The sequence below is a fragment of the Formosa sp. Hel1_33_131 genome, assembly GCF_001735745.1.
Lineage (GTDB): Bacteria > Bacteroidota > Bacteroidia > Flavobacteriales > Flavobacteriaceae > Hel1-33-131.
In genome coordinates, this window is the sequence record NZ_CP017260.1 from 2,086,949 (window position 1) to 2,112,512 (window position 25,564).

General features: G+C 36.4%; 20 protein-coding genes and 1 tRNA gene. 15 read left to right on the forward strand and 6 right to left on the reverse strand.

The window, feature by feature from the left end; genetic code table 11:
• Window positions 1-113: 113 nt before the first annotated feature.
• The 4 genes from FORMB_RS09615 to FORMB_RS09630 all read right to left on the reverse strand — a co-directional run bounded on the left by FORMB_RS09615 (window position 114) and on the right by FORMB_RS09630 (window position 6,657).
• On the reverse strand, window positions 114-2,171 hold the full coding sequence (locus tag FORMB_RS09615; RefSeq protein ID WP_069677959.1) for a M13 family metallopeptidase: 2,058 nt from the start codon (window positions 2,169-2,171) through the stop codon (window positions 114-116).
• A gap of 124 nt (window positions 2,172-2,295) precedes the next feature.
• Window positions 2,296-5,691, reverse strand: a complete 3,396-nt coding sequence (locus tag FORMB_RS09620; protein ID WP_069677245.1) for a T9SS type A sorting domain-containing protein — start codon at window positions 5,689-5,691, stop codon at window positions 2,296-2,298.
• A gap of 65 nt (window positions 5,692-5,756) precedes the next feature.
• The gene (locus FORMB_RS09625) at window positions 5,757-6,290 is read right to left on the reverse strand and encodes a hypothetical protein (RefSeq protein ID WP_069677246.1); all 534 of its coding nucleotides are present in this window, start codon (window positions 6,288-6,290) and stop codon (window positions 5,757-5,759) included.
• A gap of 294 nt (window positions 6,291-6,584) precedes the next feature.
• Window positions 6,585-6,657, reverse strand: a tRNA-Phe gene (locus FORMB_RS09630).
• 100 nt (window positions 6,658-6,757) lie between these two features.
• On the opposite strand from FORMB_RS09630, the gene FORMB_RS09635 reads away from it, so the two are divergent.
• The 12 genes from FORMB_RS09635 (at window position 6,758) to FORMB_RS09690 (ending at window position 18,545) form a co-directional block, all read left to right on the forward strand.
• Window positions 6,758-7,486: a type III pantothenate kinase gene (locus FORMB_RS09635; RefSeq protein ID WP_069677247.1), complete on the forward strand. Its 729-nt coding sequence runs from the start codon at window positions 6,758-6,760 to the stop codon at window positions 7,484-7,486.
• Window positions 7,486-8,793: a hypothetical protein gene (locus tag FORMB_RS09640; protein WP_069677248.1), complete on the forward strand. Its 1,308-nt coding sequence runs from the start codon at window positions 7,486-7,488 to the stop codon at window positions 8,791-8,793. The genes FORMB_RS09635 and FORMB_RS09640 overlap by 1 nt, the downstream gene beginning before the upstream one ends.
• Before the next feature lie 68 nt (window positions 8,794-8,861).
• A complete protein-coding gene (locus tag FORMB_RS09645) occupies window positions 8,862-10,241 on the forward strand; it encodes a tetratricopeptide repeat protein (RefSeq protein ID WP_069677249.1) in 1,380 nt (459 codons plus the stop codon).
• The gene (gene lptC / locus FORMB_RS09650) at window positions 10,241-10,795 is read left to right on the forward strand and encodes an LPS export ABC transporter periplasmic protein LptC (RefSeq protein WP_069677250.1); all 555 of its coding nucleotides are present in this window, start codon (window positions 10,241-10,243) and stop codon (window positions 10,793-10,795) included. Before FORMB_RS09645 ends, lptC begins: the two co-directional genes overlap by 1 nt.
• Before the next feature lie 49 nt (window positions 10,796-10,844).
• Complete coding sequence (locus FORMB_RS09655) at window positions 10,845-11,036, forward strand: hypothetical protein (protein ID WP_069677251.1); 192 nt, start codon at window positions 10,845-10,847, stop codon at window positions 11,034-11,036.
• A 2-nt stretch (window positions 11,037-11,038) separates the two neighbouring features.
• Window positions 11,039-12,328, forward strand: coding sequence for a hemolysin family protein (locus FORMB_RS09660; RefSeq protein ID WP_069677252.1), 1,290 nt, complete (start codon window positions 11,039-11,041; stop codon window positions 12,326-12,328).
• Window positions 12,329-12,427: 99 nt separating this feature from the next.
• Window positions 12,428-14,575, forward strand: a complete 2,148-nt coding sequence (locus FORMB_RS09665; RefSeq protein ID WP_069677253.1) for a peptidylprolyl isomerase — start codon at window positions 12,428-12,430, stop codon at window positions 14,573-14,575.
• 602 nt (window positions 14,576-15,177) lie between these two features.
• Window positions 15,178-15,765 (forward strand): porin family protein, encoded by a 588-nt coding sequence (locus FORMB_RS09670; RefSeq protein ID WP_069677254.1) that lies wholly within the window; start codon window positions 15,178-15,180, stop codon window positions 15,763-15,765.
• A 196-nt stretch (window positions 15,766-15,961) separates the two neighbouring features.
• Window positions 15,962-16,441 carry a hypothetical protein gene (locus FORMB_RS09675; protein ID WP_069677255.1) on the forward strand — a complete coding sequence of 160 codons (480 nt, stop codon included), beginning with the start codon at window positions 15,962-15,964 and terminating at the stop codon, window positions 16,439-16,441.
• A 252-nt stretch (window positions 16,442-16,693) separates the two neighbouring features.
• Window positions 16,694-17,734, forward strand: coding sequence for a Fic family protein (locus FORMB_RS09680; RefSeq protein WP_069677256.1), 1,041 nt, complete (start codon window positions 16,694-16,696; stop codon window positions 17,732-17,734).
• Between the two features lie 287 nt (window positions 17,735-18,021).
• A complete protein-coding gene (locus FORMB_RS09685) occupies window positions 18,022-18,255 on the forward strand; it encodes a ribbon-helix-helix domain-containing protein (RefSeq protein WP_069677257.1) in 234 nt (77 codons plus the stop codon).
• Window positions 18,255-18,545, forward strand: coding sequence for a type II toxin-antitoxin system RelE/ParE family toxin (locus FORMB_RS09690; protein WP_069677258.1), 291 nt, complete (start codon window positions 18,255-18,257; stop codon window positions 18,543-18,545). The genes FORMB_RS09685 and FORMB_RS09690 overlap by 1 nt, the downstream gene beginning before the upstream one ends.
• A gap of 210 nt (window positions 18,546-18,755) precedes the next feature.
• Here FORMB_RS09690 and FORMB_RS09695 read toward each other — a convergent pair whose 3' ends face one another.
• A complete protein-coding gene (locus FORMB_RS09695; protein ID WP_069677259.1) occupies window positions 18,756-19,664 on the reverse strand; it encodes a GYDIA family GHMP kinase in 909 nt (302 codons plus the stop codon).
• Window positions 19,664-20,947 (reverse strand): hydroxymethylglutaryl-CoA reductase, degradative, encoded by a 1,284-nt coding sequence (locus tag FORMB_RS09700; protein WP_069677260.1) that lies wholly within the window; start codon window positions 20,945-20,947, stop codon window positions 19,664-19,666. Before FORMB_RS09700 ends, FORMB_RS09695 begins: the two co-directional genes overlap by 1 nt.
• Window positions 20,948-21,097: 150 nt before the next feature.
• On the opposite strand from FORMB_RS09700, the gene FORMB_RS09705 reads away from it, so the two are divergent.
• The 3 genes from FORMB_RS09705 to FORMB_RS09715 all read left to right on the forward strand — a co-directional run bounded on the left by FORMB_RS09705 (window position 21,098) and on the right by FORMB_RS09715 (window position 25,494).
• Entirely contained in the window at window positions 21,098-23,287 is a 2,190-nt protein-coding gene (locus FORMB_RS09705) for a S9 family peptidase (protein WP_069677261.1), read from the forward strand.
• 39 nt (window positions 23,288-23,326) lie between these two features.
• Entirely contained in the window at window positions 23,327-24,865 is a 1,539-nt protein-coding gene (locus tag FORMB_RS09710) for a peptide MFS transporter (RefSeq protein ID WP_069677262.1), read from the forward strand.
• 74 nt (window positions 24,866-24,939) lie between these two features.
• Window positions 24,940-25,494: a GNAT family N-acetyltransferase gene (locus FORMB_RS09715; protein ID WP_069677263.1), complete on the forward strand. Its 555-nt coding sequence runs from the start codon at window positions 24,940-24,942 to the stop codon at window positions 25,492-25,494.
• Window positions 25,495-25,564: the final 70 nt, after the last annotated feature.

Below are 25,564 nucleotides of genomic sequence, written 5' to 3' on the forward strand. Positions count from 1 at the left end.
TATTTCAGAATCTCAGAGTATTGGAAATCAATTTGTTTTGTCAATCTGAAACAAGTTCAGATTGACAAAACAAAGTCTTTTCAGACAGCCTGTTTTTTTTGTGGTATTAAAAATTACCAAATCCGAACGCGTTGTTCTTCGGGTAGGTACATTTTATCACCTTCTTTGATATCGAAAGCCTCATAAAAAGCATCAATATTTTTTAGCGGCTGCGTTGCGCGCTGAATCCCTGGCGAATGGGGATCGGTTTTTATTTGTCGTCTTAAAGCATCTTCACGCGTCAAGGTTCTCCAAACGGTTGCCCAAGACATAAAGAAGCGTTGTTCTGCTGTAAATCCATCAATGTCTTCTGGTCGTCCATTGGCATCAAAAAAGAGTTGAAGTCCGTCATAGGCACCAAGTACGCCTCCTAAATCTCCAATGTTTTCACCCAAAGTAAATTTCCCATTGATATACACACTGTCCATTACTTGAATGGCACTGTACTGTTCTGCCAAGGCATTGCCACGTTTTTCAAATTCGGTTAAATCTTTGTCTGTCCACCAGTTGTTCACGTTTCCATCGCCATCAAATCGCGCACCAGAATCATCAAACGCATGTGAAATTTCATGTCCAATTACGGCTCCAATACCACCATAATTAACGGCTTCATCAGCGGTATAATTATAGAATGGAGGCTGTAAAATAGCTGCTGGAAATACAATTTCATTGTTTAAAGGATTGAAATAGGCATTCACTGTTTGTGGAGGCATGCCCCATTCCGATTTGTCAACGGGCTGCCCAATTTCAGAAATATTTTTATTCACACTCCATTGAGAAACAGCCATCATATTTTCGGCGTAGCTATTGCCTTCTTTGATTTGCAATTCAGAATAATCTTCCCACTCGTCTGGGTAGGCGATTTTAACGGTGAATTTATCGAGTTTTTCAACGGCTTTGGCTTTGGTTTCATCACTCATCCAATCCAATACTTGTATTCTATTTTGAAATGCCTTGATGACATTCGCAATCATTTTTTCAGCTTTTGCTTTGGCTTCTGGTGGGAATTTAGCTTCCACATACAGTTTTCCAATGGCTTCTCCTACAGATCCGTTAACGGTTCCGAGGGCACGTTCTTCTGCGGCGCGTTGTGCTTTGGATCCACTCAATGTTTTGCTGTAAAATTCCCAATTGGCAGTTTCAATCTCTGGACTTAAATAGCCCGCTGCATTGTCTAGAGTGCTCCAAATCATTAAGGTTTTAACGTCTTCAATAGGCGTGGTGCTAAGGAAGGTGTTTAAAGCTTTCATATAGGTTGGTTGCATCACTAAAACAGTGTCTAAAGCTTGCGTAACTCCCATGTCCTTAATGAACTTGTTCCAATCGATTTCTGGAGTGATGGTACTCAACTCTTCTATAGAACGTGGATTGTTAAAGTTACGAATGTCACGCCTTTGTACCTTGTCCAAACGAGGTTCTGCCAGTTGTGTTTCTAAAGCAAGTACGCGTTCTGCTGCTGCTTGAGCAGTGGCTTCATCATAATTTATAAATTGAAACATACGGGCAACATGATCTAAATATTGGCCTCTAATTTCTTTTGTTTTTGAATCTTGATCTAAATAGTAGTCGCGTTGCAGTCCTAAGCCTCCAGGAAATACCCAAGCGGTATTCATACTGCTATCGTTCAGGTCTGCTTCAGCACCAATGCCTGCAAAAGGGGCTGAAACCCCGATTGTTTTTGCATAGACGGTTTGCATGTCTGCGATGTTTTGAATGCTGTTAATCGCCTCTAAAAGGGGAACAATAGGAGTGATGCCCGTTGTTGTTCTGGCGACAGAATCCAGTTCTGATTCAAACATTAACAAGGCTTTCTTCTGATCGGAGCCTTCTTCATAAGTACCGAGTTCTTTAGAGGTTTTTATAATATCAAGCACATCTTTACGTGTTGATTTCCGAAGCACTCCAAAACCACCCCATCGCGATTCGTCATCCGGAATGGTATTGGTTTTCATCCAATTTCCATTGACATAGTCATAAAAGTTGTCTTTTGGATTCACAGAGGTGTCCATGTTTTCCAAGATGATTCCAGGAATTTTTTCAGCTTCTGAGAACTGATTTTTCGGTTCGTTCTTGCAGGCATGGAAGCTCAAGAGGCCAAATGCACAGAGTACGGTTAGGTGTTTTAAGTTCATGTGTTTACTTTTTAAGTGATCGTTATACATAGTAGTCTCCCAAATAACTAAAAATGTTACAGTTAAACAAAACAATTAACATAAGTTTAATTTTACAAAATGCTGTATAGTATATTTTTTAGGACTAATTTAAGATGAGCTTTCGAGTGGTTTGTTGGTTGTTTGCTTCAATTTGTAAAAAATAGATCCCACTGGAGTAGGCTTCCATTTGCAATGGAAATGGCGCTCCAGAATTAATTTGTTTTTTAGTGTACACGACTTTTCCAGTGATGTCCGTGACACGAAGATCAAAAGGAGTGCTGTTATTTAATTTAACATAAAACACATCTTTGGATGGATTTGGATATACTGAAATTTGGTCGATTTGAAAATTATCAGCATCCAATGTAGTGCCATACACAAACAAGTCATCGATAACAACGCCTTCATTATTCACCATTTGGTCTGAATGAAATACCATTCTAAAAATCATATTAGATTCTGAGCTAAAAGCTGCTAGGTCGTAAGAGTATGGTGTGAGAGTGCTATCGGTTCCAGTCCATTGTTCGCCAACACAGTTAGCACAATTAGCTAAACTGCTATTGTACCAGTTAAAATCTTCTGCGGTTCCTAGTACATTCCAATCAACTCCTTGGTTTGTTGAATACTGAACATAGGCGACGTCGTAGTCTGATTCTAAATCGAACGCCATTTGAAAATTCAATTCTGGATTCGCAATGGTAGTCAAGTCGTAACAATTAGACACAAGGTAGCCTTTTGAGTTGTCTGCATAATTGCCACTCAAGTTAGTGGCATAGACATTTGTTCCGGATGCCGTTTCATTAAGTAGAGTTCCGGTAGGAGTTCCACGTTGCCAAACATCTCCAGACTCATTAATAACAATAAGTTCGTCACTGGTATTTTCAAACATATTTACTGTTCCAGTTTCGCTAGTTTCATTCACATAAAACGTAATTTCAGCACTGTTGTTGTTGGTGAAAGAATCATTGTTAATGGTAGTTGTCGCAGATAGCGTATGGATTCCTGCGGCTAAAGTCATGTCACCTAAGTCCAAAATAGCGGTCGCTTGGGAGGCGATGGCTCCAAACCATGAGAGTGGTATCTCATTTCCACCGTCAAGAGTATAGGTAATGTCAACAGTGTTTATGCTATTTTGTCCATTATTTAGTACCCTTAATTGTGGAGCGACTGCTCCGCAATTGAGTTGCATACTTATTGGGTTCTCAATAGCAATTAAAAAAATATCGTTAGCTGCTAAAGCTTCGGTCTGCAAATCACTTCGCCAAATGCCACGTCCGTGAGTTGCCGCAGTAATATTATAGTCTGGGATGTTGATACTTAAATCTCTGACATCAGTATTTGGAAGGTTTGTTTCAAAAAGACCCCAATCGTTTGTAGTGTCGTCGTATCTGTAAACGCCTAAGCTTGTCCCAAGGTATAGCGCATTAGTTGGGGAGAAAGGCTGGTGTTTGATAATGTTTTTTGTAACATTAGGAAGCGTTCCTGTGATGTCTGTAAAATTACTCCCTTGATCCGTAGATCTATAAACCTTTCCATCACCTCCGCTTGTGGTGATGTAAAGGATGGTATTGTCATTGTTATTAACTTCAATGGACGTGATATTACTTGTAAAATCTTGAATCAGTGAAAATGTAACACCATGATTTACACTTTTATGAAGTTCATGATGTACGCTACTATTCACATCGTCATAATAAGAAAAACTTACATACATAATATCTGAGTTGATAGGGTCGAGTTCTAAAACCTCAATATTAGCTTCAAAAGTATCTGAGATTTTGGTCCAACCGGCTGAACCAAAGTTGTAAACGCTGCCATAGCCGGCATACAATTCACTGTCTTTGTTTATTGAAAGTGGAGTAATCCAGTTTCCTACTTCATTAGTGGGAGCTCCATAACCATTCGTACTTCCATTTTGACCTGAATTAGTGTTTATGTTTAGACTACCACCGCGCTGCGTAAAACCATAATAGATGTTATCGTTGTTAGGATCAACCACTCCTTCCATCCCATCTCCTCCATGGTAATTACTCCATTGTTGATCCCGTCCAAAACCTCCATTGTCCTGAAGTCCTCCTGCCATTTTATTTGAATCTTGTTTGGATACAGAAATTCTATAAAACTGACTAATTCCCAATCCTGGAGACAAATCCGTAAATGTGCTACCTGCATCTGTCGATTCAAAAATACCTCCATCGGAGCCTACAAATATGCTACCATTAAAAGCGCGGATGAAATGAATGTCAGCGTGGGTGTATGATTCGGTTCGGCTGTACCACTGATTAAGTTGTGAAAATGAATCCCCTCCATCACTCGATTTCCAGACATTTAAACAGCCCACATAAATTTCATTTTCATTGGTGTTAGAAACAGCAATGGCTAAATCATACCAGGATTGATCTCCTTCAAAGATATTAACAGTGTTCTCCATTTGTGTAAAAGTTGTACCACTGTCAGATGATTTGTAAATTCCTTGGTAGGTGCTATCTGAATTTGATGCCACCATATAAACAAGGTTGCCATTCGCTGGCGTGATATCAATAAAAAGACGTCCTGAAGTCGTTGGCAGTCCCTCTGTAATTTGTGTAAACGTTTCCCCTGCATCTGTGGATTTGTAAAATTCATCATTCGTAGTTGCATAAATGATATTTGAATTATTAGGTTTTACTTTGAGGTCTCTAAAACTACCAGATTGTTTGTTTGTCCAGTCATCACCACCATTTACAGATTTAAAAATCCCATTACTGGTTGCAACCCAAAGCATGTTGGTATTGTCTGGGTTTATATAGATTTCAGAGGTTCTGTATGGCGTGTTCGTAGGATTCATTCCTGTTTGCTGCCAATTGGCACCTGCATCTGTTGATTTCCAAATTCCTACACTTGTAGAACTGTTATAGTCATCATCGCCAGTGGCGATGTAAAGAATGTCTGTATTGCTTGGATCGATAGCGATTCCAGAAACCCCAATTTGAGGTAAGAAGTCCGTCAAAGGAATGTACGTAGCCCCCGCATCTGTGGATTTCCAAATCCCACCTGCAGGCGATCCAACATAAATAACATCTGAATTGTCTGGATCCACAATGATGGTATTGACACGACCAAGGTTTGCACTGTTAGTCGATCGATTTAAAAAATCAGTGGGCCCCATAGATTCCCAATCACTTTCATCGGTTCTTACAGCCGTTGAACGTCGTTGTGATTTCTGAGAATTTTTAGCTTCCCATACGTCCCACAATTCTTGAGAGGTTGGTAAAAACCCACCGGCATTCACATAATTTTGCCAAAAGGACTCCCAACGTTTGAAGGGTTTGTATCCACTTCCTTTAACGTCTGTGTCACGGGTTTCCCAATAGGTGTTTCCGGCATCGACAATTTCTTTGAATGTTAAAGGATTGGCTTTGGTGTTTTTCAGGCCTTTCATCCAAGGCGTTCCAGAATCGACTTGCGCATTGGAAAAAAGACAGTAAAAGGTACAGAGTACAATAAGAAGAGTTCTCATAATAGTTAAATTGGTTGGTTAATATAGTTTGTCTTCTTTTTAAGAATACGGTTTAGTGTAAAAAATTAAATTGGTTTTGTAATGCGTTGCGCTTCTTTTTCGCGCGTTTTATTTATTTGAAATATTAAATTGGTATGTGATTTAATGAGATTGACTTTTGTCTGTTCGGCTTCCTTTAAGTCTGTATCCTCCACACTGTAAAGTTCGTGTAATTTACGAGCTAAGGTTTCGGTGACTTTAACACGTGCCAAAATACTGTTTGTTTTTAAGGATTTAGGGACGCTTTTTTTAATGTCTAAAAACAGTTGATTTATATCTTCAATGGGTTGTTTGAAAAAGATAGGATCGCCATTTTTAAGGTTTTTTATGGCGGTATCTAAAAGGGGGTAGTTGGGCCAGTCCGAAAATTCTTCGGGCACTGAACTGTTTGAAACAGGAGTATCTTGTTCTGGAGCTTCTTCTAGCGTATCGAGTACTCTATTAACCTGAGGTAGTGCAGGTGATTTAGCAGGTGCTTCTTTACAGCTTTGAATCCACAGAAGTGCACAAAAGCTTAGAATGGAATAAAGAACTCTGTTTTTTTTAAATTGTAAAATCACTACGCTTTGTTAAGGTTTAATATCCATCACAAATATCCAACTAAATAATTGAAATACATAATATGGATATTGAATATAAAATAGCGTTGTAGATTATTTCACAGAAACCCTATCATTTGTGATAGGATTTAAGTAGATTTTTGATAGGCTATTTGTAAAAGAAGTTGTTCTGGTTTCCTGTTGTCAAAATCAGATAATTTTTCTTTAAAGTTTTTATAAGCACCTTGGTAAGCATCTATTAAAAACAAAAAACTCACAACTTTCTATAAAATAGATTGTTATGAGTTTTAAAAGTGGTGCCTCCAGGAATCGAACCAGGGACACATGGATTTTCAGTCCATTGCTCTACCAACTGAGCTAAGGCACCTCCTCGCATAATGCGGTTGCAAATATAACGCAATTTTAATATTCGCAAAGTAAAATTTTATAAAAAATGGTTTTGTAGATTTACAGTCTAAATGAGAAAGATGAATTTGATAATTGACATTGGAAATACAACAACCAAACTGGCTGTTTTTCAATTAGATAAAATAATAGAGGTTCAAACGATTTCCACTAAAGAGGTGGTTATGGAGGTTGAAAAATTACTTGAAAAGTTCTCTGAAATCAAACATGGTCTGCTGTCAACGGTAAAAACTATGGACAATTTGGAGGTGGAGACGCTCCAAAAGTTGCTACCCATCAAAATTTTAGAGGCTTCTTTTAAGGTGCCTTTTAAAAACTGCTACGATACGCCACTCACTTTGGGTGTGGACCGTTTAGCCCTTATGGCAGCGGTGGTCAAACAGTCTCCTAATAAGAACGTTTTGGTGATCGATGCCGGGAGTTGCATTACCTATGATTTTATGGATGCCGACCAAAACTATCTAGGCGGCGCTATTTCACCTGGAGTAGAGATGCGTTATAAATCACTAGAAGCATTTACGTCAAACTTACCATCCCTCCAAAAAACCATCCCCAATCAACGCATTGGGAGCTCTACCGAAGCCTCGATTCACTCTGGAGTTGTCCATGGAGTCTTACATGAAATAGAGAGTACTATTAAGGTGTATCAAAATAAATATCCAGATTTAACAGTTATTTTAACAGGCGGAGACACAGATTTCTTGTGTAAGCAATTTAAAATTAGCATATTTGCGAATTCAAATTTTCTTTTAGAAGGGCTTAATTTTTTACTAGAATTTAATTCAAACTAATGATAAAAAAGTTTTTAATACTTATAACGGTTGTTTTTTCAAGTCTATCTTTTGCACAACAGGGTTCAAGTTCTCCTTATTCATTTTATGGCATCGGAAGTTTAAAATTTAAGGGCACAGTAGAAAACCAGTCCATGGGAGGATTAAGCGTGTATTCTGACAGTATCCATATCAACCTTCGAAATCCAGCTTCCTTTGCTGGTAAAAATTTAAAGTCTTTTAATAATGAAGCCAAACCTATAAAATATACAATAGGGGGAAGTCATTCTGAGGTAAAGCTTTCTAGCGGTTCACAAACTGATAAGTCAAGTACATCTTCGTTGGATTATTTGGCAATAGCCGTTCCGCTTGGGAAATTTGGAGCAGGATTTGGTGTCTTGCCTCATTCTTCCGTAGGTTATAAATTACAGTCAACGGATGCTGACGATGTTCTTCAATATAAATACAGAGGTGAAGGGGGATTAAATAGAGTCTTTTTAGGATTTGGATACCAACTGTCTGAAGATTTTAGATTGGGAGTAGATGCCAGTTATAATTTTGGAAATATAAAAAATACGAATATTGCTTTTGGGTATAATACACAAGGTGAGTTGTTACAGTATCAGTCAAGAGAACAGAATAGATCAGATTTAGGCGGGCTTACTTACAACTTTGGATTGATCTTCTCAAAACTCATAAAGCCAAACTTAGAGGTGACCGCTTCGGCAACTTATTCGCCAAGCTCCGAACTGACTTCAGCCAATAGCCGAGCCTATTCAACAATCGTAATTGATCCTACAACGCAACAAGAATTTACAATTAATATATCAGAAGTTGATTTGTCTGTTTTTAATTTAGAGACCACTAAATTGACATTACCTTCTAAAACATCTTTTGGTTTAGGGGTAGGAACCCCCAGAAAATGGTTTGCAGGGGTTGAATACACCTTCCTCAAAGCAAGTCAATTTTCCAATCGACTTCTATCTATTGACAATGCAACTTATGAAGATGCCTCCACAATTGCTGTAGGAGGGTTTTATATTCCAAAATTTGATTCTTTTAATCGCTACTGGAAACGGATCGTTTACAGAACAGGGATTCGTTTTGAAGATACAGGGTTGCGGATAAATAATGAAGACATCAAAGAGTTTGGCATATCTTTTGGAGTAGGACTTCCAGTTGGACGTATATTCTCAAATGCAAATGTTGGTTTTGAGATTGGTACACGCGGAGTTAATACCGCCAATTTAGTGAAAGAAAATTTTGTAAAATTTCAGATGAGCTTATCTTTAAACGATCGCTGGTTTGAAAAACGAAAATTTAATTAATCAAGAATACAACCAAATGGCTTTATAAAATAGCCCAAAGTATCTGAAATAAATATAAAAACAGCCTAATGAAAACGAAAATCACCCTTTTAATCGCATTCCTTTTTTTAAGCATCACTACAATCTCTGCACAGAACGAGCAGGATATAGAAACCCTTTCTATTTTTAGTGAATTAGCCAAGTCTAAAAACTACACAGCGGCATACACGCCATGGATGGAAATTAGAAAACGAAATCCAAAATTTAACAAAGCAATTTTTGTTTATGGAGAACGTATCCTAGATTATAAGATTGACAATTCTGAAGGCGAAGAGAAAATTAGCTTCGTCAACGATATGTTGAAACTTTGGGAAGAGCGTAAAGCTGTTTTTCCAAACGTCACTCCAACTGGTGCCTACATGGCAAAAGCCTGCCAGATGGAATATGATTACAGAAAAATTTTAAACAAAACAAACGAAGCGCTTTATACTGGTTTTGACACTGCTTATACGACCGATGCCAAAACGTTTACAAACCCAAAGAGTCTGTACACTTACTTTTCATTGATGGTGGACCTTTACGATTCCGAAGCAAAAACGGCACAGCAATTGTTTTCCAAGTACGATGACATTAGCGAAAAAATTGAGTTTGAAGTTAAAAACTATACCAATAAGCGAAACGCATATTTAGATGAAGAAGGTGTGGTTAAAGAATTGAGTAAAAAAGACGCACGTAAACTTAAATCGTATGATAGCTATTTAAGAGCTTATGATAAAATTGCGGGGAGTATTGACACCAAATTGGGTGCCAGAGCCAATTGCGAAAACTTGATTCCATTGTATCAAAGAGATTTTGAAGAATTTAAAAATGACGGAGTTTGGTTGCAGCGTGCCATGAACAGAATGTATGCAAAAGAATGTAACGACGATCCGTTGTTTGTGAAGATTGTAGAACAAAAAAATGCATTAGAACCAAATGCGGATACCGCATTTTATTTAGGAATCTTAAAAGACAAAGCAGGAAAGAGCTCAGAAGCTTTGAGTTACTACAACCAAGCTGTTGAGCTGGAATCTGATAACTTTGAGAAGTCAAGAATCTTATATAAAATCGCTACAAATTTCAAAAAGAAAGGGCGTTACGGTCAGGCAAGAACTTACTTTATGAAAGCCCTAAGAGCAAACCCAAGTATGGGAAGAGCCCACCTTGCCATTGCAGCGATGTATGCTAAAAGTGCCAATAATTGTGGAACGGATAATTTTTCAAAAAGAGCTGTCTATTGGTTAGCCGCTAAAGAAGCTGCGAAAGCAGGACGCATAGACCCAACAATGAAGAAAAATGCTGCAAAATCTATTGCAAATTATGAAGCCAAGGCACCGACAAAAAGTGAAATATTTTCTTCGGGCCGTGCAAGTCAAGTCATCAAAGTTGGATGTTGGATTCAACGTTCGGTAACGGTACCTTCGCTTTAATGAAATTTGATTCTAACATACTATTAAAAAATAGCGTTCCACTTGCTGTGGTAGCGATGTTTTTTTCTTGTAACAATACCCTAAAAGAAGTACAGGGGCTTGATATTGCCACTTACGCCCCACTGTCGATCGCTCAGGACATCAACACAAAATACACAGACTCAGGCCGCCTCACAGTCATTTTGGTGAGTCCAAAAATGGTCAACTTTACAAACCGTGAGTTTCCGTTTTATAAATTTCCAGAGGGCATCGACCTCACTCTTTTTGATGATGACCAAAATAAAAATACGGTAACTTCTGACCATGCGATTGTGTATGAGAAAACCGATCTAATCGATCTGAAAGGCAATGTGGTTTTGACAACATCCACCAACGATACCCTATTTACAGAACAACTTTTCTACGATCAAAAAAAGGAATGGCTATTTACCAATCAACCTGTAAAATTCAGAACCAAAGACTATATCACCAACGGAATTGGATTTGATTCCAACAAAAATTTCACCAACGCGCAAGTCCTTGAAGTGAATGGGCGCATCTTTATTGATGAATAATTCGTATATTTACTCCACTAATTTTGGTCGTTAACTTAACTCTATAAAAATGAAAATTCTTTCAATTCTACAGTATCTATATTTAGGGTTTGCTGCCTTGTTTCTTTTTGATGCCATTGACAAATGGAACAACGACCGAAATGCAGCCTATATATCTTTGTTCTTTTCTGTGTTAGCTGTCGCGATGTTTTTCTTTCGTAAAAAATTTAAGAAGCGATTTCAAGATCGCGGTAAATTGTAGTCATGACCGGAGACCTCTTGATTATTGTTTTTAGTTTGATTTTATCTGCTTTCTTTTCAGGAATGGAAATTGCGTATGTCTCCTCAAACAAAATTCATATTGAAATTGAGAAAAAACAAGGGGGGTTACTGTCAACATTATTAACCAAAATCACAGCAAAACCGTCCAAGTTTATAGCAACCATGCTTATTGGAAACAATATAGCCCTTGTGATTTATGGATTTTATATGGGAGATATGCTCGTAGAGTGGTTTGCATCCTATTTGCCATCTTCTAGTACACTTATTAACTATCTCTTTACGGAGTTAAGCTTACTGACGCAAACCGTCATTTCAACCCTTATTATATTGGTGACTGCGGAGTTTCTGCCAAAGGTATTTTTTCAGGTTTATGCCAACTCATTACTAAAGTTATTTGCGGTTCCTGCGTATCTGTTTTATGTTCTATTTTCTTTTGTATCCGATTTTGTAATATGGATTTCAGATGTCATCCTAAAATATCTATTTAAAACAGAAGGAGATCAGGTTCAATTAGCATTTACCAAAGTAGAGCTGGGCAATTATATTAGCGAACAAATGGAGTCCGTAGAAGCCCACGATACGATCGATAGTGAAATTCAGATTTTTCAAAATGCCCTTGAATTTTCGGAAGTAAAATCCAGAGAGGTCATGGTCCCTCGTACAGAGTTGACTGCCATCGAAATTCATGATTCTATCAATAATCTTAACGAATTGTTTACCCAAACAGGCCATTCAAAAATACTGGTGTACAAAACAACCATTGACGATATTTTGGGTTACGTTCATTCATTTGATTTATTTAAAGATCCAAAAAATATAAAATCAATGTTAAGGCCAGTAGAATATGTGCCGGAAACCATGTTCGCAAAAGATGTGTTGAACGTCTTAATTAAAAAACGCAAGAGTCTAGCCGTTGTTTTAGATGAATATGGCGGAACTTCGGGGATTATGACTGTGGAAGATGTTATTGAAGAATTAGTTGGTGAAATTGAAGATGAGCACGATACGTTCGAGCTTATTGAAGAAAAAACGAATGAGAACACCTACATATTCTCAGCACGGATAGAAGTGGATCATATCAATGAAACCTACAAACTTGAACTTCCCGAAAGTGAAAACTACGAAACTCTCGGAGGGTTTATTGTCAATCATACCGAAGAAATACCAGAGAAAAATCAAGAAATTAGAATTGAACAATTTCATTTCACCATCAAGGAAGTATCCAATACTAAAATCGAATTAGTACAGCTTGAAATCTTAGAAGAAATTTAATTTAACCCCCTTCGTTGAATTATATTCTTTTCTCCTTTTATTATTTCAAAGAAATTGGTATTTTCGTCCACTATATTAAAAAAATAACACACACTACAAATGGCAGTTTTAAATAAAATTAGACAACGCTCTATATTCTTGATCATTATCATCGCTCTTGCATTATTTTCATTCATTATTGGAGATATATTTCAAAACCTAGGGTCTTCAGGTAAATCGCAAACCGTTGTCGCAACGATTAATGGCGAAGACATTGAACGGGATGCATTCATGAATCAAGTTGAAAACATCCAACGCCAGTCTGGTGGTTCTGTATCAAACACCCAAGCAATGAACCGCGTTTGGGATCAAGAAGTAAGAAACAAAGTCATGCAAACGCAATACGATGCTGTTGGAATCTCCATTGAAAGAGACTATATGCGTCAATTGTTAAAACAAAACTTAGGATCTTTTGAAGAATTCAAAAATGAAGCTGGTTTATTTGATGAAGACAAGCTCAACGAATTTATTGCAAACCTAAAAGCCATAGCTCCAGAAACAACCACGCTGAACGGAAGTGCTGTGAACTATAAAGCATGGACTGATTTTGAACAAAGTATTTCTCAAACAGGCGTTCAACAAACGTATTTTAACCTTGTGAAAGCAGGTGTTATTGGAACCCTTACAGAAGGTGAGTTAGAGTATGTGTTAGAAAATGACAAAGCAGATATTAAATATGTTCAAATTCCTTTTACGTCTATTGCAGACAGTTTAGTGTCGGTTAAGAAATCGGAAGTTGCAAGCTATGTCAAAGCAAATCCAAGCAAATACAAGGTTGAAGCTTCAAGAGATTTAGTCTATGTTCAGTTTAAAGAAGTAGCTTCTTTAGAAGATGAGCAGCAAATCCAAGCGGATTTAACAGCCCTTATTGCTGATAAAGTAGAATTTAATGAAGCTGCCAAAGCCAACGAAACAGTGGTAGGCTTTCAAAATACAACAGATGTAAAAGCCTTTGTAAATGCCAATTCATCAGTTAAATATAACGATGCATATGTGTTTGCATCTAGCTTTCCAACGACTGTTGCAGATCAAATCACAGGGTTGAAATCAAATGAAGTTTTTGGACCTTATAAAGATGGAGCAGCGTACAAGTTGTCAAAACAAGTGGCTAAAAAAATGATGTCAGATTCTACGAAAGTTCGTCACATCCTGATTCCATTTGTTGGGACGGTTCGTGCAGATGCCTCAGTTACCAAAACAGATGCACAAGCAAAAACGACTGCCGATAGTATTTATAAAGTGATTCGTTCTAAACGTTCTAAATTCAAAAATTTACTGTCTTTATCATCTGATAAAGTGAGCAACGAAAAAGAAGGCGTTATTGAATTTGCTTATACAGACGCATTTGCAGAAGAATTTAAAGCCTATGCTTTTGAGAACCCTAAAGGAAGTTTAGGCGTTGTAAAAACAGACTTTGGATATCATATTATTGAAATCTTAGATCAAGGAAAAAAACAAGAAGCATTTAAAATCGCAACGATCGTACAAGAGATTGAGCCATCAATTAAAACAATAGATGGCGTCTTTACAGATAAATCTAAATTTGAAATCGCGGTTGCCAATGCGGATTTCAATGAAGTTGCAAAAGAAAATAACTATACAACATCCCCAGTAAGCAGCATTAAAGAATTGGACGAAACAATTCCAGGTCTTGGTGTTCAGAGAGCTATTGTAAGATGGTCTTTTGAAGAGGGTGTTGAAGTAGGAGACTTTAAAAGTTTCAATACATCAGGAGGTGGTTTTGTAGTTGCTAAGGTAACAGCTGTCAATGAAGCCGGATTAATGAGTGTTGAAAAAGCATCCATTACAGCACTTCCAGAAATCAGAAAAGAAAAGAAAGCGGAACTTATCAAAGACCGTATTACTGCAACCACTTTAGAAGCGATTGCTTCTGACGAAGGACAGACGGTTAAAACAGCCCTGGCTGTAAACATGAAAAATCCAACGCTTTCAGGAGCAGGAAGAGAGCCTAAAGTCATCGGAACGGCTTTTGGTTTAGCAGAAGGAGCCACCTCAAAATTAATCGTTGGTGCCAACGGCGTCTATGCAATTCAATTGACAAAGTTAACACCTGCTGAGCCGTTGCCAAATTATCAAGCATCTGCAAACCGTGTAGGTCAAGCCAAGTCAAGTGCTGTCAATACACAACTTTACAATGCACTGAAGGAAGCATCTGATATCGAAGATAACAGAGCGACGTTTTACTAAGTAGCACATTAAAATACTAGATATAAGAGGACTCAGAAATGGGTCCTTTTTTTTATGCTTTAAAATCTAGTAGAGAGTCTAGCCACATAGGTAATTTTTAAGCTGTCTAAAAAGTAGAAAATCTGTCATTCTGGATTTATTTCAGAATCTCAATTTTTTGAAATTTATTTTGTTTTAGAATCTGAAATAAATTCAGATTGACAAAGCAACCCCCTTTCCTATAGTCTTAGTTTCGATAGTTAGAAATATTTATTTCTTGGCGAATAGTAATTGAGAATACAGAAAAAGCTTAGTTTTTATAAAACCATTTTAGATTCATCTATTAAAATTAGACCCTATTTTTTTGTTATCTCAAAAAATCGTGTAAATTTGATAACATTGGACCCCAAATCTAAATCTTCAATACGCAATTTAACCGAAGTTTTAGATCTAATTTTATTGAAATACGTTTTATAAACTACAGAGGTTTATAGTTGTCTGAGCAAAAATATTTTGCAAATAAAATAAGACACTGATATGTAAAAGAAATAAAGGCACGTTCCTTGAGTCTATCGAAAGGAGTGCGGATATTTACAAGTTACAAAACATTAAAACCAAATTTTATGAAAAAAATTATTACAGGAATCCTACTTTTTACTGCTTTAATTTCACAAGCCCAAGAACTGATTTATGGAATAACATTAGGTGGAAATATTAATGAAATATACTCTAATAGTGCTTTGAATAGCACAATACGTAATGAAGCAGGAACAAAGAAATTCAAACTTTATTTAGGCGGATTTGCTGATTATGGATTTACTGAAAATATTGGAGCAAAAGCACTAATAGCTTTTAACCAAAAAACTTTAGCTGTTGGAGAAGTTGTAGATTTTGGATTTTTAGATATTAGCACAAGCTTCAAATACAGTTTTGGAGATAATTACAGTGATGGATTTTATCTTCTTTTTGGACCAAGGTTCTCATTTTTACTAAATGCCGAATTTGACGGTGAAGATGTTAAGGATAATTTTGAAAACAGTAATATTGGATTACAACTTGGAGCTGGAACTTCAATTTACGAATTTTTAGAATTGGAATTACGACTTGATTATGGATTGACAGCTTTATATGATGTTCTAGGAAATGACAGAAAAATATTTTGCGGAATTTTAGCTCTGAATTTGAATTTAGAAAAACTGTTGAATAAATAACGTTTTGTAACCCCGCTTGCGCCACGCTTTTGCTCATGCCCAGTAAGCGAAACAAAACGAGCAAAGAGAAATAAATGAGTAGAACATATACTAATGAATTTGTTAACGGCATCACGCCAACAGCGTGACGCCAGCTTAGGCTAACCGCCACAAACCATATACAAAACTTGTGTGTAATGCAAAAAACGAACAGAAAGTGAAAATAATAATTGGAGTTTTAATAGTTATAATCGGAATTTTAGCGATATTTAAAAAGCGCAATTTCGGAAAATTAAAAACCTATAAATGGGAAACTGAAAAAGAAAAATTTGAGAAAGATTTCATACAAATATTATCGAAAAACCCGAATTTGGAACATTTGATTATTGAATTTGACTCTTATTATATCCAATATAAAGGTTTTGTAAATAGTAAGGAATTTTATTCAGAAATTGTGAGTAATGAATTTCTGAATGAAACTAAAAAATACTCCGAAAATCAAATTGAGGAAATTTTAAATCTTGAGTTTTCAAAACCGAACGAAAAAGATAATGACGGAAATGTTTCGCCTAATTATACAAAATGGTATAACTTGACAACAATAAATGAAATTGAATTTATTCATAAAGAATTAATCAGAATTTTAAAATCTATTTTTGGTTTGGAAAATGGAAATAAATTTAAAGTTAGATATTAAAAACACTAAACAGAACAAAGAACTGAGCTACAAAAAAACCCCCTCGAGCCACGCTTTAGCGTGGTGCCCAGTAAGCGAAACAAAACGAGCAAAGAGAAATAAATGAGTAGAACATATACTAATGAATTTGTTAACGGCACAAGCGAGACGCCTTATTTCGGACGTTATAGCTCATTTAGATAAACTATAAAGCTCAAGTGTTAATTAAAATTGAGCTAAAAACACTATCTTTATGAGCTAAATAAGTAAATCATGATTACATCAAGAGAGACAGAAATAATTGCAACTATAAAATCAAGAGTAGAATGTTCATCAAAAGAGGTGTTTGATAGTATCTCTGTGGAATTGAGTTATGCTACTCTAAAAAGGGCTTTATCAAAATTAGTTTCTGAAAATTACATTATAACCAAAGGAAAAGGTAAAGGAACTAAATATCTAATTTCACCGGTATATGAGCTGATTCAACCTGTTGATGTTGAAAAATATTACAAAAAAGAGATTGACCAACGTGAAATAAAACAAAATTTCAATTTTGAAGTTATAAATCAAGTACTAAAAAGACATAGTGTATTCACTAAAAATGAACTGGAAAAACTATCATTACTTCATAACGATTATAAATATAATATTGCGCAACTTTCAAACATTGAGTACAAAAATGAGCTAGAAAGATTGGCGATAGACTTAAGCTGGAAATCTTCTCAAATTGAAGGCAATACTTATTCTCTTTTAGAAACAGAAAGATTGTTAAAGGAAAAAGAAACTGCATCGGGCAAAACAAGAGAAGAGGCAACAATGCTTTTAAATCATAAGGATGCTTTGGATTTCATTACAGATAATCCAGATTATTTACTTCCTCTATCTGTTTCAAAAATTGAAGATATACACAGTATATTAATAAAAGAACTTGCCGTAGAACGAAATCTCAGAAAAAGACGGGTAGGTATTTCTGGAACTAACTATCGACCGCTAGACAATGAATTTCAAATATTAGAAGCTTTAAGGAATGCATGTGATGTGATAAACATAAAAGAAAATGTATTTGAAAAAGCATTAATTTCATTGGTGCTGATTTCGTACATCCAGCCATTTATGGACGGAAATAAAAGAACAGCAAGAATCGTAAGTAATGCAATCCTGATGAATGAAAGTTATTGTCCTTTGTCGTTCAGGACTGTTGACTCGATTGATTATAAAAAAGCAATGTTGATATTTTATGAACAGAATAATATTTCAAGTTTTAAAGAGATATTTATCAATCAATTTGAATTTGCAGTGAATACTTATTTTTAGAATGATAAAAAACGAGCTTTAACAAAGTGTCATTTGTACTGCGACTCGCTGTTGCAACACCGCCAATTCCCACTATGCGAAACAAAACGAGTAAAGAGAAATAAATGAGTAGAACATATACTAATGAATTTGTTAACGGTATCATGCCAACAGCGTGACCCCAGCTTAGGCTAACCGCAACAAACCATATACAAACACGTTGGCAACTATAAAAACCAAGGCTTAAATTGAAGATTAATTTGCTAAATTAACTTTTTTGGTGCATATTAGCACCAAAACAAAACAGTATGGCAAGGCAAAGTATTTCTTTCACTGAACCAAATGACGAGTGGTTAAAAAGTCAAGTGGACAAAAAAGAATATTCTACTAAAAGTGAATTGGTGAACGATTTAATTAGGCAAGCAAGAAAACAGCAAAGGAAAATTGATTGGATAAGTGCTAAATTGGAGAAAGCTGAAAATAGCGGATTTACGAATTTGAGTAAAGAACAAATATTAGCGGAATCGAAATCCGTGATTTAATGGCAAATTATAAACTAAGTAATTTAGCGAAAGAAGACTTAATAAGAATTCACCGATATGGAGTTGACAAATTTGGAATGACTCAAGCTGATAAATATTTTGATTCATTCTTTGAATATTTTGATAGTATATCAAAAAATCCATTTTCATTTGAATCAGTCGAGTACATAAAGACTGATTATAGACGGTGTGTTTGTGGTTCTGATAGTATTTATTACAAAATAGGTGATAATAATAGTGTTGAAATTATGTCAATAATTGGAAAACAAGATTTAAAGAATATTTTATAACGCGGAAAAATTACAGTTGCCAATTCCGTATAAACTTTATTGCTGGCTTTTTGCCTATTAGCGAAAGTCCTCTAAATTAAAGCGTGGCAGGTCGGATTTGCTACCTTGCCTGCGGCAGACAGGTTTCGGTTGTATTTTGCGTCATTAGATGCTTAAAAAACAAAACATATACAACAACGATATAAAAGAACTCAAAAACGCCCTCTTTTTTTACAAAATCATTTCTGAATACCCAACAACCGTCGTATAACCTTTGGCCTTAAAATACTCTATAGCAGCTGCGTTTCCGGTTGCTAGGAAGAAGTCACCACCCCAAGCGCCCAAACTCTTAATAGCGCCCTCATAATCCGAAAACAAGGCCTCTTTTAAAGGCGGTTGTTGGATGAGCGTAGAGATATAACCTTCATGCTGTTCAATCAGCGATTCAAAGGTTTTTAAGTCTGTACAATTTAAGAGGTCTAAAGTCAAGCCATTCAGTGCCGAAAAATCAAGGGATTGATTTGCAGTCAGTGTTTTATAGGCTTGAATCCCATCTCTACTGTTTTGTTTTTGATTCCGATGCACAAAAAATAAAGCATCTGAAAATGGAGGTAAAAACTCCACTGGTTTGACCGTTGGTTTTCCTTTTTCTAACTGATATAAAACACCTGTTTCCTGTTGTGCGCAAGCAATGTCAAATCCACTGCCACCAAAAGTCAGTGCCAGTAATTCAAAAGCATCTACTTTTGCCCATTTTGCTAAATTATTAATTAAAGTAGAGGAAGACCCCAATCCCCAATTTTCAGGAAATTCTAAGGTAGAAGTTAATGCATAGCCTTTATGCGTTTCAAAAAGCAAAGGGTTCAACTGTTGTAAAGCGTCCAAAACTTGCACGAGACGAACGGCAATGTCTGAAGTATCTGTTGTGGATATTTTTAAAGCAGCATCAATCGTGAATTTTGCTTCAAACCAAACAGTGCCTTCATTGGAAATGCTTTTCCAAAGGATTGTATTTTCAGAAGTCGATTCAACTGATAAGGATTGCCCAAATTTAGTAGGCAATGCCAGAGCCAAAGCACCATCTAAGACCGCATATTCTGCACTGATCAATAATTTCCCATGACTGTAAAACGTTTGCATTAGGCTCTTAAATTTTCAATTGCTTCCACCACCGCACTGTGGGTCACCGTATGGGTTTTGAAATGTTCGATTAAGTGTATCTTTTCAGTAGCATTCGCTTCAAATTGATTCAATATATTAAGCAAGTGCATTTTCATATGTCCTTGTTGAATGCCCGTCGTCGTGAGGGATTTTAAAGCCGCAAAATTTTGAGCCAATCCAGCCACGGCAACAATCTCCATTAATTCTTTAGCGGAAGGTTTTCCTAATAATTCCAAGGCTGTTTTTACCAGTGGATGCAAACCTGTCAGCCCACCCACAGTACCGAGCGCCAGCGGCAATTCAATCCAAAATTTAAACGCCCCATCTTCTATAGAAGCATGCGTTAAACTCGAATAACTTCCCGAGCGTGCCGCGTATGCATGTACGCCCGCTTCCACTGCTCTAAAGTCATTTCCTGTGGCTAAGACCACCGAATCTACGCCGTTCATAATTCCTTTGTTATGCGTCACTGCACGGTAAGGTTCTATTTCGGCTATGCGTACGGCTTGCAGAAAAGTATCTGCAAATTCTTGACCTGTATAGGTGTTTGTTGCGAGCGCATCTACCTTGCAACTCACTTCAGCACGTACCAAGCAATCCGGCACATAATTGGATAAAATACTCATCACCACCTGAATGTCTTTAGAACAACTTTTGAAGGTCGTTGCAATTTGCTCCAAACAAGAATTGATGAAATTTGCTCCCATGGCATCTTTCGTTTCAAAGGTGGTATGCAACTGGTAGTAGCCTGAAAGTTTTTCTGTTTTGTCCATCAATGCGATGTCTAAAATACCACCGCCACGCGCCTCCATGTTTTTGGTGATGGCTTTCGTTTCTTCGAAAAGTTGTGGTTTTATCGTTTTAAAAAGAGCTTCCAATTCAGAAAATGCTCCATGAAACATAAAATGAACCTGACCTACTTTGGTAGTCGATAGCACTTCTGCTTTGAAGCCCCCGCGTTCCATCCAAAATTTTGCAGCATTACTTGCCGCCGCAACTACCGAACTTTCTTCGATCGTCATTGGAATGACGTACATTTTATCGTTAATCAAAAAATTTGGAGCCACTCCAAAAGGCAGGTAGAAATTAGAAATTGTATTTTCAGTAAACTCGTCATGAAGCTTTTGGAGCACTTCATCCGTATTCCAATACCGTTCCAAATCGGCTTTCGCTTTTGGATTATTTTGAAAATGATTTGCGATCAACCAATCAATTTTTTCAGCTTTTGTAAACTTTGAAAATCCAGAAACGGAATTCTCCATGTGTGTCTGTTTTAGAAACACAAAGATACTATTCTTCATATTATTATGGAGCTGCAATTATTCTAATTGCGTATTTATCTGTTATTATCTCAGGTTTTCTGCTAATTTTTTAGTAAACTTGACCTAATATTATCAAAAATTCTCTAAAAAATGAAATCTCCTTTTATCTACCTACTCAGTTGTCTGTTTATTTTGACAGCGACCGCTCAAAAGAAAACCATTTCATTGGATCAAATTTGGGATGGCACTTTCAGAACGCAGGGCATGACCGCTTTGCATTCGATGAACAATGGACAGCAATATTCAGTTTTGAATTTTGACAGATCGGCACGATCGACTTCCATTGATTTATACGATTACAAAACTTTATCCAAAGTAAAAACCATTGCAAGCTCTCAATCGATGGATGCAATTCCGTATTTCACAAATTACACGTTTAGTGACGATGAGCGTCAAGTGATTTTAGAAACCGAAACAGAACCTATATTTCGGTATTCTGCTTTCGGAATTTTTTATGTATATAATATCAATTCTGAAAGTCTCGAAAAAATTTCTGAAGATAAAATTCAAGAACCTGCTTTTTCTCCAGATGGCACCAAAGTCGCTTATGGACGAAAGAACAATATATTTATAAAAGACCTTATCTCTGGAACCACAAAACAAATCACCTTTGATGGAGAGAAAAACAAAATCATTAATGGAATTACGGATTGGGTTTACGAGGAAGAATTTGCTTTCGTAAGGGCTTTTGAGTGGAATGCTTCCAGCAATAAAATTGCGTTTATTCGTTTTGACGAAACCGAAGTTCCTGAATTTTCAATGGATATTTATGGGACTGACTTGTATCAAACTCAAGAAGTATTCAAGTACCCGAAAGCAGGGGAGAAAAATGCTGAAGTATCACTTCATTTCTACGATTTAAGCGCGGATCAAATTTCAACGGTTGCATTGTCTAAGGACTATAACGATTTTTATATTCCTCGAATTAAATGGACAAAAGATGCAAATATTCTGTCCGCTCAATATATGAACAGGCATCAAAATACTTTGGACCTTTGGATGATCAATCCAACAACGAACAAAGCCGATTTAGTGCTTTCTGAAAAAGACGACGCCTATGTGGATGTGACGGATAATTTGACGTTTCTAAAAGACTACAGCTTTATCTGGACCAGCGAAAAAGATGGGTACAATCATATTTATCACTACACCAAAGAAGGGAAGTTAAAAAATCAAGTCACAAAAGGCAACTGGGAAGTCACTGCCTATTATGGGTACAATGAATCAGCTAAAACTATTTATTATCAATCGGTAGAAAATGGTTCTATCAATCGAGATATCTATTCAATCCGATTGAATGGTAAAAACAAAAAACGACTCTCTTTAGAGGAAGGAACAAATGATGCTTCTTTTAGTGCAGATTTCACCTACTTTATCAAAACCTATTCCAATGCTACCACGCCTCAAAAATTTACATTAAACGATTCTAAATCCGGCAGACTGGTTAAAAATATCAAAGACAATTCGGCACTTTTAGAAACACTAGGGACTTATAAGTTTTCTAACAAAGAATTCAGTACCATTAACGTCAATGGAAACGATTTGAATATGTGGATGCTCAAACCCGCCGATTTTGATCCGTCAAAATCCTACCCACTTTTAATGTTTCAATACTCAGGGCCGGGGTCGCAACAAGTAGCTAACAGATGGTACAGTTCACGCGATTATTGGCATCAATATTTAGCCCAACAAGGTTATATTGTGGCTTGTGTAGATGGACGAGGAACAGGCTTCAAAGGAGCCGATTTCAAAAAAATGACCTATTTAAATCTAGTCAAATACGAAACTGAAGATCAAATTCAAGCCGCAAAACAAATTTCAGAGTTATCCTATATAGACGAAAGTCGCATTGGAATTTGGGGGTGGAGTTACGGCGGTCATATGAGTACCAATTGTTTACTGAAAGGGAACGATGTTTTTAAAATGGCCATTGCGGTTGCTCCGGTGACAAGCTGGCGTTTTTACGACACTATTTATACTGAACGTTTTATGCGAACGCCTCAAGAAAATCCAAATGGATACGATGAAAACTCTCCATTTAATTATCCAGAATTGTTAAAAGGCGATTACCTTTTAGTGCATGGCTCGGGTGATGACAACGTGCATGTACAACACACGATGCGCATGGTAGAAGCTTTGATTCAAGCGGACAAACAATTTGATTGGGCCATTTATCCCGATAAAAACCACGGCATCTATGGCGGAAATACCACCATGCATTTATACACTAAGATGACCAATTTTTTACATGAAAAATTAGGCGATAAACGAATGAACTAAAATTAACCAATAAACAATTTACTAACTAACATTAAATTTATGTCAACTACAACTACTGCAAATCAAAAAGAACTCTGGGGACACCCCGTTGGATTATATGTACTATTTTTCACGGAGATGTGGGAACGGTTTTCTTACTATGGAATGCGCGCTATCTTGGTTATTTATATGATTGCTGAAGCCTCTCACATAGATGGCCCTGGATTGAGTTGGTCAAAACTTGAAGCGTATCAACTGTATGGTTGGTATGTTATGTTGGTATATGTAATATCAATTCCTGGAGGTATTTTAGCCGATAAAGTCTTGGGTCAGAGAAAAACGGTTATGCTTGGCGCTGTCATTTTATGTTTAGGTCATGGAACCTTAGCTATTGAGGCCGAATGGGCATTCTTTACAGGTTTGAGTTTGATTATTTTAGGAGTCGGTTGTTTAAAACCTAATATCTCCACAATGGTTGGAGGTCTTTATAAAAAAGGGGACATAAGACGTGATAAAGGGTTTAGTATTTTCTATATCGGAATTAATTTAGGTTCTTTATTAGCAACGTCCGTTATCGGACTTGTTGTAGCCAAATGGGGATGGCATGCTGGTTTTGGTTTAGCCGGAATTGCAATGTTATTAGGTTTACTGGTGTATGTTTGGGGACAAAAATACATTAGTCATGTAGGAAATAAACCTACAGTTGAAGAAATGAAAAATGATGTTTCTTTAGTTAAAATATTCTCAAATATTTTTAAATCACCTGCTCAATTAGCAGTTCTAGTCATTTTATTAGCACTGTCTCTATACTCAGGATTTACTTTTGAAGGCGTTGACCATTGGGGTTATGGAGCTTTGTTTATCTTCCTTTCATTTGTTGTAGGATTATTAATGATGATTTTTAAAAGTTTAGAAACACAAATATTAAAAGACCGTTTTTTAGTCTTATTACTTTCTTTTTTATTAGTCATTGTTTTCTGGGGCGCTTTTGAGCAAGCAGGTGGATTAATGAGTGTTTACACAGAAACAAAAACAGATAGAATGCTACTTGGCTACTTAATACCAACGCCAATGTTTCAAGGTTTAAATGCTGGATTTATCATATTACTGGCCGTTTGGGTCGCAAACATTTGGGCAAAACGAAAACTTAAAAACAAAGAAGCCTCCTCTTTATTTAAAATGGCAACGGGAACAATAATTATGGGCTTAGGGTTTGTATTTATGATTTTAGCCGTAAGAGAATACGATGCGAACGGAAGTTCTGGAATGCAATGGTTGGTTCTAGCTTATTTATTCCATACCATTGGAGAGTTGTGTTCTTCTCCTGTATCCTTATCATTCGTAACCAAACTAGCACCCGTTAAATATGCATCTTTAATGATGGGACTGTATTTTGCAGCCACTGGACTTGGAGGTAAAGTTGCAGGTATTTTAGGTGAGAAATCAGAACACTTTGGAGAGTACACTATCTTTACTGGAATTGTAATCTTTACAGTAGCCTTTGGATTATTAGTAATTGCATTACTGAAACCATTAAAACGTTTAACGCATGGTGCCGAAGACAACGAAAGACTGTTAGACGCTTCAATCGCAGAATAACATAAAACATTACAAACCTCATAGATCATTTTCTATGAGGTTTTTTTTTGCAAAGTCGTTCGTAATTTAAATACATGGACAAAACCGAAATACTTACTGAAAGAATAAAATTAAGATTGATCGACGTATTAGATTTAGAGTCAATCCACAATCTACATTCTTTGCCAGAAACAGATGCCTATAATGCGTTGGGAATTCCAGAAAATATTGAAGAAACCAAGTCCATAATCGAACCGTGGATTTTAGAGAATCAATTGAATGAAATAAAAAATTATACGTTTGCAATTGACAACAAATCAAACGGAACATTCATGGGTTTGTTTGGACTAAAACTCGGCAATAAGAAATACAAAAGAGCTGAGGTCTGGTATAAAATACATTCAGATTATTGGAACAAAGGCTACGCAACAGAATCGTTAAAAGCAATCCTAAATTTTGGTTTTGAGACGCTCAAATTACACCGCATTGAAGCCGGCTGTGCAGTAGATAATACAGCCTCTTTTAAAGTTTTAGAGAAAGCAGGAATGATACGAGAAGGACGCCTAAGACAAGTATTGCCTTTGAAATCAGGGTGGTCGGATAATTTTGAATATTCAATCCTTGAAACTGACGAAAGAAAGAAAAAATAAATTTTATTCAAAGTGTCTAATAGTGAATCGAATTTAGTAAATTAACCAATTAACCAATTAACCAATTAAC

Excerpts from the sequence above, each read along its gene's own strand:
- FORMB_RS09615 (WP_069677959.1), bottom strand. The coding sequence starts at position 2,171 with ATGAACTTAAAACACCTAACCGTACTCTGTGCATTTGGCCTCTTGAGC.
- FORMB_RS09620 (WP_069677245.1), bottom strand. The coding sequence starts at position 5,691 with ATGAGAACTCTTCTTATTGTACTCTGTACCTTTTACTGTCTTTTTTCC.
- FORMB_RS09635 (WP_069677247.1), top strand. The coding sequence starts at position 6,758 with ATGAATTTGATAATTGACATTGGAAATACAACAACCAAACTGGCTGTT.
- FORMB_RS09640 (WP_069677248.1), top strand. The coding sequence starts at position 7,486 with ATGATAAAAAAGTTTTTAATACTTATAACGGTTGTTTTTTCAAGTCTA.
- FORMB_RS09645 (WP_069677249.1), top strand. The coding sequence starts at position 8,862 with ATGAAAACGAAAATCACCCTTTTAATCGCATTCCTTTTTTTAAGCATC.
- lptC (WP_069677250.1), top strand. The coding sequence starts at position 10,241 with ATGAAATTTGATTCTAACATACTATTAAAAAATAGCGTTCCACTTGCT.
- FORMB_RS09655 (WP_069677251.1), top strand. The coding sequence starts at position 10,845 with ATGAAAATTCTTTCAATTCTACAGTATCTATATTTAGGGTTTGCTGCC.
- FORMB_RS09660 (WP_069677252.1), top strand. The coding sequence starts at position 11,039 with ATGACCGGAGACCTCTTGATTATTGTTTTTAGTTTGATTTTATCTGCT.
- FORMB_RS09665 (WP_069677253.1), top strand. The coding sequence starts at position 12,428 with ATGGCAGTTTTAAATAAAATTAGACAACGCTCTATATTCTTGATCATT.
- FORMB_RS09670 (WP_069677254.1), top strand. The coding sequence starts at position 15,178 with ATGAAAAAAATTATTACAGGAATCCTACTTTTTACTGCTTTAATTTCA.
- FORMB_RS09680 (WP_069677256.1), top strand. The coding sequence starts at position 16,694 with ATGATTACATCAAGAGAGACAGAAATAATTGCAACTATAAAATCAAGA.
- FORMB_RS09685 (WP_069677257.1), top strand. The coding sequence starts at position 18,022 with ATGGCAAGGCAAAGTATTTCTTTCACTGAACCAAATGACGAGTGGTTA.
- FORMB_RS09690 (WP_069677258.1), top strand. The coding sequence starts at position 18,255 with ATGGCAAATTATAAACTAAGTAATTTAGCGAAAGAAGACTTAATAAGA.
- FORMB_RS09695 (WP_069677259.1), bottom strand. The coding sequence starts at position 19,664 with ATGCAAACGTTTTACAGTCATGGGAAATTATTGATCAGTGCAGAATAT.
- FORMB_RS09700 (WP_069677260.1), bottom strand. The coding sequence starts at position 20,947 with ATGGAGAATTCCGTTTCTGGATTTTCAAAGTTTACAAAAGCTGAAAAA.
- FORMB_RS09705 (WP_069677261.1), top strand. The coding sequence starts at position 21,098 with ATGAAATCTCCTTTTATCTACCTACTCAGTTGTCTGTTTATTTTGACA.
- FORMB_RS09710 (WP_069677262.1), top strand. The coding sequence starts at position 23,327 with ATGTCAACTACAACTACTGCAAATCAAAAAGAACTCTGGGGACACCCC.
- FORMB_RS09715 (WP_069677263.1), top strand. The coding sequence starts at position 24,940 with ATGGACAAAACCGAAATACTTACTGAAAGAATAAAATTAAGATTGATC.